The organism is Paenibacillus sp. FSL P4-0338 (assembly GCF_038002365.1).
Taxonomy (GTDB): domain Bacteria; phylum Bacillota; class Bacilli; order Paenibacillales; family Paenibacillaceae; genus Paenibacillus_AQ.
The window spans coordinates 23,772-37,627 of the sequence record NZ_JBBOCG010000002.1 but is presented as its reverse complement, the minus strand read 5'-3'; the positions used below and the strand labels follow the sequence as shown (position 1 = coordinate 37,627).

Annotated in this window: 15 protein-coding genes; 1 reads left to right on the top strand and 14 read right to left on the bottom strand. The window is 55.5% G+C overall.

Going from position 1 to position 13,856, the window contains the following annotated elements:
• Positions 1 to 7: 7 nt before the first annotated feature.
• Genes hisJ through MKZ07_RS24235 form a run of 9 tightly spaced genes read right to left on the bottom strand, consistent with a single transcriptional unit; the run spans position 8 to position 7,632 of the window.
• Complete coding sequence (gene hisJ / locus MKZ07_RS24275) at positions 8 to 835, bottom strand: histidinol-phosphatase HisJ (RefSeq protein ID WP_036690055.1); 828 nt, start codon at positions 833 to 835, stop codon at positions 8 to 10.
• A 14-nt stretch (positions 836 to 849) separates the two neighbouring features.
• Positions 850 to 1,569, bottom strand: a complete 720-nt coding sequence (hisIE, locus tag MKZ07_RS24270; RefSeq protein WP_036690054.1) for a bifunctional phosphoribosyl-AMP cyclohydrolase/phosphoribosyl-ATP diphosphatase HisIE — start codon at positions 1,567 to 1,569, stop codon at positions 850 to 852.
• Positions 1,566 to 2,324, bottom strand: a complete 759-nt coding sequence (gene hisF / locus MKZ07_RS24265) for an imidazole glycerol phosphate synthase subunit HisF (protein WP_036690052.1) — start codon at positions 2,322 to 2,324, stop codon at positions 1,566 to 1,568. The genes hisIE and hisF overlap by 4 nt, the downstream gene beginning before the upstream one ends.
• A 25-nt stretch (positions 2,325 to 2,349) precedes the next feature.
• Positions 2,350 to 3,099: a 1-(5-phosphoribosyl)-5-[(5-phosphoribosylamino)methylideneamino]imidazole-4-carboxamide isomerase gene (gene hisA, locus MKZ07_RS24260; protein ID WP_036690050.1), complete on the bottom strand. Its 750-nt coding sequence runs from the start codon at positions 3,097 to 3,099 to the stop codon at positions 2,350 to 2,352.
• Between the two features lie 42 nt (positions 3,100 to 3,141).
• Entirely contained in the window at positions 3,142 to 3,762 is a 621-nt protein-coding gene (gene hisH, locus MKZ07_RS24255) for an imidazole glycerol phosphate synthase subunit HisH (protein ID WP_036690049.1), read from the bottom strand.
• A 1-nt stretch (position 3,763) separates the two neighbouring features.
• Positions 3,764 to 4,375: an imidazoleglycerol-phosphate dehydratase HisB gene (hisB, locus tag MKZ07_RS24250; protein WP_036690047.1), complete on the bottom strand. Its 612-nt coding sequence runs from the start codon at positions 4,373 to 4,375 to the stop codon at positions 3,764 to 3,766.
• Entirely contained in the window at positions 4,362 to 5,672 is a 1,311-nt protein-coding gene (gene hisD / locus MKZ07_RS24245; RefSeq protein WP_076155992.1) for a histidinol dehydrogenase, read from the bottom strand. Before hisD ends, hisB begins: the two co-directional genes overlap by 14 nt.
• Before the next feature lie 37 nt (positions 5,673 to 5,709).
• Positions 5,710 to 6,354 (bottom strand): ATP phosphoribosyltransferase, encoded by a 645-nt coding sequence (gene hisG / locus MKZ07_RS24240; RefSeq protein ID WP_036690044.1) that lies wholly within the window; start codon positions 6,352 to 6,354, stop codon positions 5,710 to 5,712.
• Between the two features lie 60 nt (positions 6,355 to 6,414).
• On the bottom strand, positions 6,415 to 7,632 hold the full coding sequence (locus MKZ07_RS24235; protein ID WP_036690122.1) for an ATP phosphoribosyltransferase regulatory subunit: 1,218 nt from the start codon (positions 7,630 to 7,632) through the stop codon (positions 6,415 to 6,417).
• A 269-nt stretch (positions 7,633 to 7,901) separates the two neighbouring features.
• Between MKZ07_RS24235 and gntK the strand changes: the two genes are divergently transcribed.
• Complete coding sequence (gene gntK / locus MKZ07_RS24230) at positions 7,902 to 9,440, top strand: gluconokinase (protein WP_036690121.1); 1,539 nt, start codon at positions 7,902 to 7,904, stop codon at positions 9,438 to 9,440.
• 86 nt (positions 9,441 to 9,526) lie between these two features.
• On the opposite strand, the gene MKZ07_RS24225 is transcribed toward gntK, so the two are convergent.
• From MKZ07_RS24225 to hprK, 5 genes are read right to left on the bottom strand one after another with little or no spacing between them, the layout of a single operon-like run.
• On the bottom strand, positions 9,527 to 10,684 hold the full coding sequence (locus MKZ07_RS24225) for an acyltransferase (protein WP_076155995.1): 1,158 nt from the start codon (positions 10,682 to 10,684) through the stop codon (positions 9,527 to 9,529).
• The gene (locus MKZ07_RS24220) at positions 10,684 to 11,175 is read right to left on the bottom strand and encodes an acyltransferase (RefSeq protein ID WP_036690040.1); all 492 of its coding nucleotides are present in this window, start codon (positions 11,173 to 11,175) and stop codon (positions 10,684 to 10,686) included. The genes MKZ07_RS24225 and MKZ07_RS24220 overlap by 1 nt, the downstream gene beginning before the upstream one ends.
• A complete protein-coding gene (ppaX, locus tag MKZ07_RS24215; protein ID WP_036690039.1) occupies positions 11,172 to 11,831 on the bottom strand; it encodes a pyrophosphatase PpaX in 660 nt (219 codons plus the stop codon). The genes MKZ07_RS24220 and ppaX overlap by 4 nt, the downstream gene beginning before the upstream one ends.
• Before the next feature lie 8 nt (positions 11,832 to 11,839).
• Positions 11,840 to 12,871: a prolipoprotein diacylglyceryl transferase gene (gene lgt / locus MKZ07_RS24210; RefSeq protein WP_036690037.1), complete on the bottom strand. Its 1,032-nt coding sequence runs from the start codon at positions 12,869 to 12,871 to the stop codon at positions 11,840 to 11,842.
• Between the two features lie 12 nt (positions 12,872 to 12,883).
• Positions 12,884 to 13,822, bottom strand: coding sequence for an HPr(Ser) kinase/phosphatase (gene hprK, locus MKZ07_RS24205; protein ID WP_036690036.1), 939 nt, complete (start codon positions 13,820 to 13,822; stop codon positions 12,884 to 12,886).
• Positions 13,823 to 13,856 lie beyond the last annotated feature (34 nt).

Below are 13,856 nucleotides of genomic sequence, written 5' to 3'. Positions count from 1 at the left end.
TTATAATTTATAATGCTAACGGCACATTGGTACGGCGGCGTCCTTCAAAAACGGCCAGCTCGCGGAAGCCGGTGCGCCAGAGCATGTCCCGGGCCTCTGGTAAGCCGTCTCCCAGCTTCATGGGATCATGCGCATCAGAGCCAACCGTGAGCGGAATACCCAGCTCCAGCGCCTGAACAAGAACATGCTCTGCCGGGAACATCTCGGCGCACGGCTTGGTCAGCCCGGAAGCATTCAGCTCCATGGCGATTCCGCTGCGGGCGATGACCTTCAGCGTATCCAGCTCAAGCGCTCTGGCCTCCGCCAGGTCCTCCGGCGTCCGGGGGCCGTAACCGAACCTTTTGATGACGTCCATATGTCCTATAATATCATATAATCCCGATAACGCCGACTTCTGTACAGCATCATAATAACGGCGGTATACCGCCATTACATCCCGGCCTTCCCAGCCATGGGTCTGCCGGTGGTCGGTAATGTCCCATTCTCCCAGGAAATGCACCGAACCAATCAGGTAATCCCACGGATAGGGTGCCAAAAGCTCGCGGATCTGTTCCTCATACCCCTCAATATAATCCGCCTCCAGCCCGACCCGCAGCTCAATCGTGCCCCGGTAGCGCTCCTTCAGCGACAGGCATTCCTCCACATATCGCGGAAGCTCCGCAAGAGGCATAGCCATCTCGGGATAGTAGCGGTCCGGGTCGACATGGATAAGCGGCAGATGATCCGACAGCCCGAGCTGCTCAAGCCCCAGAGCGATGCCCCGCTGCACATACTCCTCCAGCTTCCCGACCGCATGGCCGCAGCGTTCATGATGGGTATGATAATCGATGTGCATGCTGAAAGTTCCTCCTAATCCCGACGCGGCCGTTCATGGCGGGCGCTCAGCTCTTCCAGAATCTCATCCAGCGGAAGCTTGCGCTCCTGCAGCAGCACGAGCAGGTGATAGATCAGATCGCTGACCTCCAGGCGAAGCTCAGCATTATCTTTGTTTTTGGCGGCAATGATCGTCTCGGAGGCTTCCTCACCGACCTTCTTCAGGATCTTGTCCACGCCCTTGTCGAACAGATAGGTGGTATACGCTCCCTCCGGACGGTTCACCTCACGCTCGGCAATGACACGCTCCAGCTCACCGAGTACCGCAAATCGGCCGCTCTCTGCTTCAGCAGCATTCACGGCAGCCCCGGCAGTGTCAGTTACGGTTGCCGGTGAATCAAGCGGAATCTCGCGGAAGAAGCAGCTGTTCTCCCCGGTATGGCAGGCCGGACCCTCCGGCACTACCTTCACCAGCAGCGTATCGTTGTCACAATCGTACTGGATCGAGGTAATCGCCTGCGTATTGCCGGACGTCCCCCCCTTATGCCACAGCTCGCTGCGTGAACGGCTCCAGAACCAGGTCTGGCCGCTCGTAAGTGAGCGCTGCAGCGACTCAGGATTCATATAGGCGAACATTAATACCTCCAGGGTGCGCGCATCCTGAATGACAGCAGGCAGCAGGCCTGCTTCATTCCAGCGGATGCCGGACACTGCCTCCTGCTGGCTTAGTACGATATCCTTCTTGTCCTCGCTCATCGGATCTCTACTCCTCTTTGCTTCAGATCAGCCTTCAGATCATGAATAGCAATCTCTTTATAGTGAAAAATGGTTGCCGCAAGTCCGGCATCTGCCCGGCCTTCCGTAAATACATCATAGAAATGCTCAATTCTCCCGGCCCCGCCAGAAGCAATGACAGGAATACTCAGCAGGTCGCTGACCGCCGCTGTCAGCTTCAGGTCGAAGCCGTCCTTGGTCCCGTCCGCGTCCATACTTGTAAGCAGAATCTCGCCGGCCCCCAGCCGCTCAGCTTCCTTAGCCCAGTTCAAAGCCCGGATACCCGTGGGCGTACGTCCGCCGTGCGTATACACTTCCCATTCGCCCCAAGCCTCATTATATTTGGCATCCATCGCCACTACAATGCACTGGGAGCCGAAGTGACGGGCCCCCTCCAGAATCAGCTGGGGGTTATTTACAGCAGCTGTGTTAATGCCGATCTTGTCCGCTCCGGCACGCAGGATCCGCTTCATATCATCAGAGGTCGAGATGCCCCCGCCCACCGTGAAGGGAATGGCAATCTCACCCGCCGTCTGCCGCACCACCTCAATCATGGTCGCCCTGCCTTCCACAGAAGCGGAAATATCGAGGAATACCAGCTCATCCGCTCCCTCGCGGTCGTACAGTGCAGCAAGCTCCACCGGATCTCCGGCATCGCGCAGATTCACAAAATTCACACCTTTTACCACACGCCCGTCCTTCACATCCAGACAGGGAATAATCCGTTTCGCCAACATGCCAAGACCCCTCCTTAGTATAGACTTACCGCAATCCAGAGGATTGGCCCAGGGTCTGCAGCGCTTCAGCCAGATTAATATTGCCGGTATACAGCGCCTTGCCCACAATCGCCCCGCCGATCCCGCTGCCGCTATGTACGTTCAGGCGCTGCAGATCATTAAGGCTGGTCACGCCGCCGGAGGCGATTACGCTGCGGCCGCTTGCCTTGGCCATAGACAGAATGCCTTCCACGTTCGGCCCCTGCATCATCCCGTCGCGGGAGATATCGGTATAGATGAAAGTCTCAGCGCCCTTGGCAGCCAGCTCTCTAGCCAGGTCTTCCGCGCGCACCTCCGAGGTATTAAGCCAGCCGTGGGTTGCCACGAAGCCGTTACGCGCATCGATACCGATGGCAACTTTGTCGCCGTATTTGGCAAGAACCGCTTCTGTAAAAGTCTGATCATTGATGGCAGCCGTTCCGATAATCACCCGGCTGACGCCGAGGCCCAGCAGCTTCTCGACATCGGCAAGTGTACGGAGACCGCCGCCGACCTGTACAGGAACATTCGCATGCTTAGCAATAGCTCCAATAATGGCATCATTCACAGGACAGCCTGCTTTGGCTCCGTCCAGATCCACAAGATGGATATACTGCCCGCCCTGCTCTTCCCATGACTTAGCCACCTCTACCGGACTATCGTTATAGATCGTCTCTTGGGCATAATCACCCTGCTGCAGCCGGACACACTTGCCGTCCCGGATATCAATCGCCGGATATAGGATAAAAGAAGACATGAATACTCCCCGCTTTCATTGCAAATTAGTGATTCAGGCAGGCTACGCCTGCTGTGCCCGGAGCTGCAGGAAATTACCCAGCAGCTTGATGCCAAGCTCCCCGCTCTTCTCCGGGTGGAACTGCATGCCGTAGACATTGCCGCGCGCCACTATAGCCGTTACCGGATGTCCATAGTCTGTGACGGCCAGCAGATCGCTGTCCGCCGCGAGTACATGATAGGAGTGCACGAAGTACACATGGCCCTCCGTCAGACCTGCCAGCAGCGGACTCTCCGGCTGACGGAAGCTCAGCTTGTTCCAGCCCATATGCGGTACCTTGTAGCCGTCCCGGGGGGCGAAGCGCACCACTGCGCCGGGCAGAAGCTCCAGCCCCTTATGCTCGCCATGCTCCTCGCTGCTGCTGAACAGCAGCTGCATTCCGAGGCAGATGCCCAGCACCGGCTGGCCCGCTGACGCCGCGGCCCGGACAACATCGTCCATTCCACTCTCCCGTAAGTGCTCCATCGCATCGCCAAAGGCACCGACTCCCGGCAGAATGACACTGTCTGCCGCCAGGATCTCGGCGGCGTCCGAGGTTACAAGACTCGTATACCCCAGCCGCTCTACGGCCTTACTGACACTGTGCAGGTTGCCCATGCCGTAATCGACGATTGCAACGGCCATCCTACAGCACTCCCTTCGTTGAAGGCACGCCCTTCACCCGGGGATCAACGATAGTCGCTTCGTCCAGTGCCCGTCCCAGCGCCTTGAAGACCGCTTCAATCATGTGATGGGTATTAGAGCCGTAATGAACGATGACATGCAACGTAATTCTCGCCTCCAGCGCGAACTTCCAGAGGAATTCTTCTACCAGCTCTGTTGAGAAGCTGCCTACCTGCTGGGAAGGATAGGCTGCCCGGTATTCGAAATGCGGCCGGTTGCTGATATCGATCACTACCTGGGCAAGCGCCTCATCCATAGGGACGAAGACACTGGCGTACCGCTTGATACCTTTTTTATCGCCAAGCGCTTCACGCAGGGCCTGTCCGAGACAGATACCGATATCCTCCACCGTATGGTGATCATCAATCTCGATATCTCCCCGCGCCTGCACCGAGAGGTCAAATTGTCCATGCTTCGTGAACAGATCCAGCATATGATTCAGGAACGGCACATCAGTCTCCAGTTCGCAGTCCCCGCTGCCGTCCACGGCAAAGGTTAGCTTGATGTCCGTTTCATTGGTTGTACGGCTAAGTCCGGCCTTACGCAGCGCCGATTCGTTGTTATTGTTCTCCATTAGTATCTCCACCTTTCGCTTCGTTCGTAAGCCGGATTTCGATGGCGCGTGCATGGCCTTCCAGCCCCTCGCGCCGGGCAAGCTCCATAATCGCCGCCCCGTCCCGTAGCAGCGCCTCCTTGCTGTAATAGATCAGGCTGGACTTCTTGATGAAGTCGTCCACATCTACAGGGGAGGAGAACCGCGCTGTGCCATTCGTCGGTATAATATGGTTCGGTCCGGCGAAGTAGTCGCCGACCGGCTCCGAGCTGTACGGCCCGAGGAAGATCGCCCCGGCGTTCTCAATTGCGCCGGTCAGCCCCATCGGGTCGTTCACCACAATCTCCAGATGCTCCGGCGCCAGCCGGTTCACCACGGAGATGCCCTCCTCAAGCGAGTCTACGACGATAATCGCGCCGTAGTTCTCCACCGAGGCCCGCGCGATCGCCTCGCGCGGCAATGCCTGCAGCTGCCGCTCAACCTCGGCAGCCACCGCCTCCGCGAGACGCTGCGACGGCGTCACGAGGATCGCCGACGCCATCTCGTCGTGCTCGGCCTGCGAGAGCAGGTCGGCCGCGATGTAGGCGGCCTCGGCGGTATCGTCGGCGAGCACGACGATCTCGCTCGGTCCGGCGATGCTGTCGATGTCGACAGCGCCGTAGACCTCGCGCTTGGCCAGGGCCACGTAGATGTTCCCTGGCCCGCAGATCTTGTCGACCGGCACGATGGATTCCGTGCCGAAGGCGAGAGCGGCGATGGCCTGCGCGCCGCCTACGCGGTAGATCTCGTGTACGCCCGCTTCAGCGGCGGCCACGAGAATATAAGGATCAATGCCTTCAGAGCCGCCCGTCGAAGGCGGCGTCACCATCACGATCTCCGGCACCCCGGCAATCTGTGCCGGTATCACGTTCATCAGCACCGAGGACGGATAGGCCGCCTTGCCACCGGGAACATAGACGCCCACGCGCTTCAGCGGGCGGATGATCTGGCCGAGAATCGTGCCGTCCGGCTGCAGATCCATCCAGGAATTGCGTTTCTGCCGCGCATGGAACGCACGGATATTCACGGCTGCTGCGCGAATTGCCGTCACGAAGGACTCCTCTACCCGGCCATAGGCGGCCTCAAGCTCCTCCGGCGTTACGCGCAGCTGCGCTGGCGTCAGTGCAGCGCCGTCGAAGCGCTCCGTATAACGGAGCAGCGCAGCGTCGCCTTCCCGCTTGATATCGGCCACGATTTCACGTACGGCCTTGTTCTGCTCCGGCGTGCCGTATTCCACCTCACGCTGCAGCTTAAATTCCTTACTGGACTGGATCTTCACCGCCGCTTCCCCCTTGAGCTCTATAGTTTTGTATATATTATTGGACCTGCAACCCCGGTTCTGCAATAACAGCCTGCAACCGGTCGCACAGCTGCTGAATCTCAGCATTCTTCATCCGGTAACTCACCCGGTTCGCCACCAGGCGGCTGGTAATCTCGAAGATGCTCGTCATCTCCACCAGACCGTTATCCTTCAGCGTCTGGCCGGTTTCTACCATATCTACGATCCGGTCAGCCAGCCCGATCAGCGGTGCCAGCTCAATGGAGCCGTTCAGCTTCACAACCTCCACCTGCTGGCCTTGCTCACGGAAATACCGCGAAGCCACGTTCGGGTATTTGGTGGCTACCCGCTGCTGAATGCCCGGCTGCCAGTTCGGAAGCCCGATAATCGACATCCGGCAACGGGCAATCCCGAGATCCAGCAGCTCGTACACATCACGGCTCTCCTCCAGCAGTACATCTTTACCGACAATACCGATATCCGCCACTCCATACTCTACATAAGTGGGCACATCTACCGGCTTGGCCAGAATGAACTCCATTCCGGCCTCCGGCAATGAAATCACCAGCTTGCGCGACTCTTCTCCATCCGGAGGAATCGGCAGTCCCGCCTGGCGGAACAGCTCTGCCGCTTTATTGTAAATCCGGCCTTTCGGCATGGCTACCTTAAGAATCTGTGCCATCAATACCCGCCCCCGTTTCATGTTAAATCATCATTTCAAAATTACCTGTAGCAGCTCCGCTCACCCATGCTCGCTGACAAACGACACGAACGTGTATATCTCGCCGTACAGCTCGCCCTCTGCCTGAATAGTATCCGCATCCAGCCGCTTCACGGTCTTCAGCTCCTCCGGACCGGTTGCCAGCCGCGTGACCACAACATGCCCTTCCGACCGCAGCCTCGCTGCTTCGGCAAGACCCTCCTGGCGCCGCAGTGCATCATACTGGACCAGAACCGGCAGCTCTTCCTCTTCTGGCAGCCCGGAGACTCCATCCAAAATACGGTTGGTCTTCAGAGAGAAGCCGGTAGAGGGAATCGGACGCCCGAATTGCTGCAACAGGTTGTCATACCGGCCGCCGCTGCATACCGGGAAGCCCAGCTCGGAAGCATATCCCTCGAAGGTCATGCCTGTATAGTAAGAGAAATCACCGATCATCGTCAGATCAATCAGCACATGCTGCGAGACACCGTAAGCCACCAGCACCTCCCATACCTTGCACAGATGCTCGATCGACGCGCGCGCCACCGGATGGTTACTCAGCTCCAGCGCCTGTCCGCAGATCTCCTTCCCGCCGCGCAGCCGCAGCAGTCCGTCCAGCTCCTGCTTCTGTGCAGTGGATAGCTCAAGACGCCGCAGCGTCTCGCGGAAGGCTACATAATCGCGGCTGAGCAGATGGCTCTTCAGCTCCTCCTGAGCCTGCGGTAAGCCGGATACCGCCTCCTGGAACAGACCGTCGAGGAAGCCGACATGTCCAATAGCTATTTTAAAAGACTTTACGCCTGCCGCCTGTAGTGAAGCAATCGCCAGCGCGACTACCTCTGCGTCAGCCTCCGGTGAATCATCACCCACAAGCTCCACACCGGTCTGAAAGAATTCCGCCTCCCGCCCGGCCTCTTCTTCAATCGCCCGGAAGACATTGGCATGGTAGGACAGACGCAGCGGCAGCGGCTCATCCTTCAATAATGAGGAGACTACTCGGGCTACAGGTGCCGTCATCTCTGAACGCAGCACCAGCGCCTGCCCACGGTTGTTAAGCAATTTATACAGCTTCTGATCGGAGGTAGAGCTGGCTACACCGACCGTATCGTAATATTCAAGAGTAGGCGTAATCATCTGCCGGTAGCCCCAGCGGCTCATACAGTGAAGTACATCCTTCTCGATCTTGCGCAGCTTCGTTACCGCACGCGGGAGATAATCCCTTACGCCGGCAGGCTTTTCAAATCCTTTTGGTTTGGCCATCTTCATTGTTCACCTCATCGGATATGTTAAAGAGTATCTTTAAATACTTTATCATGGTAAAGTGGTAGCAAAGTAAAGCAGTGGCAATATCGTATCACGGACTATCCTTTTGCGTCAACAATTCGCTTGAATTACAGAGTTCCTTTTGCCACCGGGATAAGCGGCGAATATAATAGGTTAATATGATTGTACTTTATTTCCTCCATGAAGTATTCCCGGTATCTAATTCAGAAGCAGAAAGAAGGACTGACGGCTTGAGTACATCCTATATGATTGGCGTTGATATTGGAACCACCAGCACGAAGGCTGTCCTCTTTGAGGAGAACGGAACGATTGTCGCTCAGAGCAATCAGGGCTATCCGCTGCATCAGCCCTCCCCCTCTGTCGCAGAACAGGACCCGGAGCAGATTCTGGAAGCCGTAATTCATACCATAGCAGCGGTCATGCAGGAGAGCCTTGCCGCACCTGAAGACATTCTGTTGGTCTCCTTCAGCTCCGCTATGCATAGCGTCATTGCTGTAGATCCTGCGGGTAAGCCGCTGACCGCCTGCATTACCTGGGCCGATAACCGGAGCAGCCGCTGTGCCCGGCGGTTGAAGGACGAACTGAACGGACATGAGCTGTACCTGCGGACAGGAACGCCCATACACCCTATGTCTCCAATCACCAAGCTGATGTGGCTGGGGGAGGAGCAGCCCGAGCTGTTCCGTCAGACCTACAAGTTCATCTCCATCAAAGAATATATCTTCTTCCGGCTGTTCGGCGAATATGTGATTGACCATTCCATCGCCTCTGCCACCGGCATGTTCAATCTGGAGAAGCTCGATTGGGACGAGGAGGCGCTCCAGATTGCCGGTGTTACTCCGGAGCGCCTATCCCGTCCGGTCCCGACCACCCATATCCTACAGGGACTGCTTCCTGAGCTTACCGGAAAGCTCGGTCTGCTCAAGGACACTCCGTTTGTCGCAGGCGCCAGTGACGGCGTTCTGTCTAACCTGGGCGTAGGGGCCATGGAGCCGGGGGTAATCGCTGCAACGATAGGCACAAGCGGTGCCATCCGTACTGTAGTTGACCATCCGCTGACCGATCCCAAAGGACGGATATTCTGCTACGCCCTGACAGACAAGCATTGGGTAATCGGCGGCCCCGTGAATAATGGCGGGATGCTCTTCCGCTGGGTGCGTGATGAGTTCGCCGCATCTGAAGTAGAGACCGCGAAGCGCCTGGGCATTGATCCCTACGAAGTATTAACCAGGATCGCTGAGCAAGTGCCGCCCGGCAGCAACGGACTTCTCTTCCACCCGTATCTAACCGGAGAACGCGCACCGCTGTGGAATCCCGATGCCCGCGGCTCCTTCTTCGGGCTAAGCATGCATCACCGTAAGGAGCATATGATTCGTGCGGTGCTGGAAGGTGTCATCTTCAATATGTACACTGTATTGCTGGCCATGGAGGAATGCATCGGCGAGCCCGTTAGAATCCTGGCTACCGGCGGCTTCGCCCGCTCGGCGTTATGGCGGCAGATGATGGCGGATATTTTTGATCAGGAGGTAGTCGTCCCTGAGAGCTTTGAGAGCTCTTGCCTCGGCGCAGTCGTCCTGGGATTATACGCCATCCGGCGGATTGATTCCTTCGATGCTGTCTACAGCATGATTGGCTCCACTCACCGGCATGAGCCGGTTACTGCCCACGCCAAAGCCTACAAACAGCTGCTGCCCATCTTCATCTCAGTATCCCGCAGTCTGGAGGATCAGTATCAGGCTATCGCCGACTTCCAGCGCGAGCAGGCCGGGGAACAGCGCGGCTAATGTGCTCTTCAGAACCGCCTGTTTACAGCAAAAGCGCCGGACAGCCGCATCTGCGGCCAGCCGGCGCTTTTAATATATTACTAAGTCTACACTGTCGCCTTTGGCGCTGCTGCCGGCTTCTGCGGTGCAGAGCCGAACACCATCCACGCCGGCTTCACATAACGGAAGGCAAGCGCAACCACCAGCCAGGAGCCCACGAGGGCTACCAGCCAGCCGCCCGCTATTGCCGCCGTATAGGCCAGCGATCCGCCGTGGAACGGCAGCTTCCGGTACATGAACAGCAGCAGCGGATGGAGCAGATAGATACCGAAGGAGCACGCCCCAGCCGAGAGCAGCAATCTTGTCAGCACGCTTCGTCCTGCACCGTACAGCAGGAAGGACAGCTGAAACAGTACCAGACAAGAGAGTAAGGCATGCAGGTTCGAGAACCCTTCATACCACAGACTGTTGATTACTGTTTTCTTCGTATAGTTGTTATACCACAATACCACATGGTAAGCCCCGGCAGCGGCCCATAAGAGCCACAGTACCATCCAGCCCATACCTTTACCTGAACGCCAGCCTTCGCGGGAGGGAATCAGCCACTTTTTCAGAGAGCTGTAGTAGATCGCAATCGCCGCACCCAGCAGGAAATACGAGAAATACGTAATGGCCAGACTCCCCTTGGACAACTGCCAATACCCGTGGTTCACCATATATTTGTTAAGCAGCACGAAGCCCCACTGTAACGCAAGCCCAATCACTGGTGCCCAGGCCGCGAGATGCCGGACTTTCTGCAGACACCAGAGTATCAGCGGGAACAGCAGATAGAACTGGATAATGATGATGATATAGTAGAGATGCGTATACGCCGTACCCGTCCATAGATACTTGAAGAACTTCCCGCCCATCTCCTGAAGAGGCATCCCCCAGGTATGACCAGCCGTCATTTTCAGTCCAAAATACAGTACCGTAAACACAAGATAAGGCACAATAATATAGATCAGCCTGCGGCTGTAGAATTTGGCCAGCACCTTCCCGCCCAGCGGACGGTCAATATAATTGTAGAAGAGGACGAACCCGCTTAAGAATATAAAGGAAGGCACCGCAAACTGGCTGAACTTATTTATGAACAGAAACGGAGCGAACATGGAAGTGCCCAGTGTCTCAGCCAACGTGCGTGAAGTGGCATGAATGGCGATCACCGCAAAAATAGCGATTGCCCGAAAAATATCAAGCTGTGGTATTCTTTCTTTTTGAGCCATTATGATTCCTCCTGTTTACGCAGCTCGCGGAGCGGATTCCCCCCGACGAACGAACCGGCAGCAACATCCTTGTGAACCACCGATCCCGCCGCAACCGTAGCCCCATCCCCAATCGTAACCCCAGGGAGAATAGTCGTGTTAGCTCCAATCATTACATTCTCACCGATAATAACTTCACCCAGCCGGTACTCCTTGATGAGGTACTCATGGGCCAGGATCGTAGTGTTATAGCCGATAACCGTGTTCTCCCCAATAGAGATCTTCTCCGGAAAAAAAACATCCACCATCGCCATAAGTCCAAACGCAGTATGCTTGCCTACCTTCATCCCGAGCACCCGGCGGTAAATCCAGTTCTTGAGCGGCAGAATCGGGCAATAACGGGCAATCTGGATAAAAATAAAATTGCGCACACCCTTCCATGGGCTGACCGTACGGTAAATATGCCAGAGCGAATTATGCCCCTCCACGGGATAACGGCTTATCTTTCTCACGGCTGCATAGTCTCCTGCTCCACAATAGAGTACAAGTCCTTCATCTCCTGGATGATGTAATCCGGTTCATAGGTGCGCAGCACAGCCTCACCCTTAAGCGACCAGGCTACAGCGGCTACACGAACTCCTGCTGCCTTCGCAGACTGAATATCGACAGCACTGTCACCTACCATCAGTGTCTTGGCCGGATCAACACCCAGATTGGCAACTGCCGTGAGCACCGGTTCCGGATGTGGCTTCGGATGAGTCACATCATTCACCGTAACAATCGTCTCCATATATTTTAGCAGATCGAACATCTCCAGCGACTTCAATGTGTTAGGCCGGATCTTGGTGGTCACCACCCCAAGCTTGATCCCCCGGCGCTGCAGCTCCTCCATCGTCTCGTTCACATCTGGAAAAGAACGGACCAGCTCATCGTGATGCGCATTGTTGTACGAACGGTAGGACCGTTCCAGCACTTCTATATCCTTCGGCTCCAGGCCGGAGAACGCGCCTAGCTGCTGCTGAAGTGTAGTTCCCATCAGGGGAATGATCTGTTCACGGGTCAGAACCGGCAGATTATTCTCCTTCAGCGCATGCATGAATGAATTAAGAATCAGCTCATTCGTATTCACAATCGTTCCGTCCAGATCAAATAACACGCATTCTATCATTGATTGTATTACTCCTTTGTTTCCTTATCTTCAGAGGGATCTTCCACCTGCTGAACAGGCTGAGAAGGCTTCTGAGGCGTATTAGCAGCACTCTCTGGAACCACAGTATCCGCTGCTGCCGGTTTGGTGCTAATGATCGGGTCCAGGTAATGATCCTTCGGCTGACCACTTACCCGCCGAACAATAATCAAGGCAACGGCAGCAATAATGATGAATAGCGCGAGCAGCTGAGAGATGCGGATATTCCCGTAAGCCGGATCAAGGTATCCTTGCTCGAAGCCCATCCACTTCATCGGACTCCATAGCCCGTTAATGAAGGCTGCCACACCGCTGCTGCCGTCAAAGGCAAGGCTGTCCGTACGCAGAGCTTCTATGAAGAAGCGGCCGATGGAGTACCAGATGAAGTAAGACATGAAGATTTCTCCGGCACGTACGAACTTCTGGCGGCGCAGCACCAAGAGGAGCAAAATGCCCAGCAGACTCCAGAGTGATTCGTACAGGAAGGTTGGATGGTGAAAAGCATCCCCTATGTACATTTGATTAACGATAAAGTCCGGCAAATGCAGCTTATCCCGCAGGAACGATTCCTCTACCACGCCGCCATAGGCTTCCTGGTTGATGAAATTCCCCCAGCGGCCGATCATCTGGCCGGCGAGCAGTCCGGGAGCACAGATATCCACGATACGCCAGAACGGGTAGCCTTTATAGCGGAAATAAATAATCGCGCAGATAATCGCACCGATTAAGGCGCCATAAATCGCAATACCGCCATTCCACACCTTGAAGATATCAAGCAGGTTATCCTTATAGTCTTCCCACTTGAAGGCTACGAAGTATAGACGCGCCCCAATAATAGCCGATGGCAAACCCAGCAACAGCATATCCATGAAGAACTCCTGTGGAATGTTGAAGCGTTTGCCTTCTTGAATACATAGGAATAACCCGGTAAGCGCACCAAGACCCAGAATCAGGCCATACCAGTGAACCGGCAGCGATCCAATAGAGAAGACAATCGGGTTAATCGCTAGTGAATAAAACATGCTCTCACACTCCTAATCCAGATCATCCATATCTTCTGAGATGGTGGCTGTAAGTTTATTTGTAAATTGCAGCGCGGCATTGAAGCCCATTTGCTTGAGCCGGTAATTCATCGCAGCCACCTCGATAATGACAGCAAGGTTACGTCCCGGACGGACAGGGATGGTAACCAGGGGCACATCGGTATCAATAATCCGTGTCGTCTCCTCATCAAGTCCCAGACGGTCATACTGCTTGTCCTGCTGCCAGGCTTCCAGTCTAACCACCAGTGTAATCCGCTTGTGGTTACGGATAGCGCCTGCCCCAAAGAGCGTCATAACATTGATAATCCCTACACCGCGAATCTCCAGCAGGTGACGAATTAATTCCGGTGCGGTACCATGAAGCTGATTATCCGAGGTCTGGCGGATCTCCACCGCATCATCGGCAATCAGGCGATGACCGCGCTTAACCAGTTCAAGCGCTGTTTCACTTTTACCAATGCCGCTGGTGCCTGTAATCAGCATCCCTACCCCATACACATCACAGAGAACACCGTGAATTGTTGCTGTCGGTGCCAGTCTGCCCTCAAGGAAGCTAGTCAGTCTGCTTGAGAAAATCGTAGTCGCCATTGAGCTGCGCAACACCGGAAGTCCCTTTTCGTTGCTGATATCCACAAGCTCCTGCGGAATATCCAGCCCACGAGTAATGACGATACATGGGGTATTGTCGTTACAGATTCCGCGTACCCGGCTTTTCCGTTCTTCCTCTGAGAGCATAGAGAAGAAAGCCAGCTCTGTTTTGCCTAATAACTGCACACGTTCTTCCGGATAATATTCGAAATAACCGGCCATTTCCAGCCCGGGACGGTTCAAATCATCCACTGTTATCGGTCTCTTCAGACCATCATGTCCGGATACTACCTCTAATTGAAAATGCTGCACTAATTCCGATACTTTTACCTTCTTAGCCATATATGTCCGTCCTTTCGTCACCCGCGGCTTATGC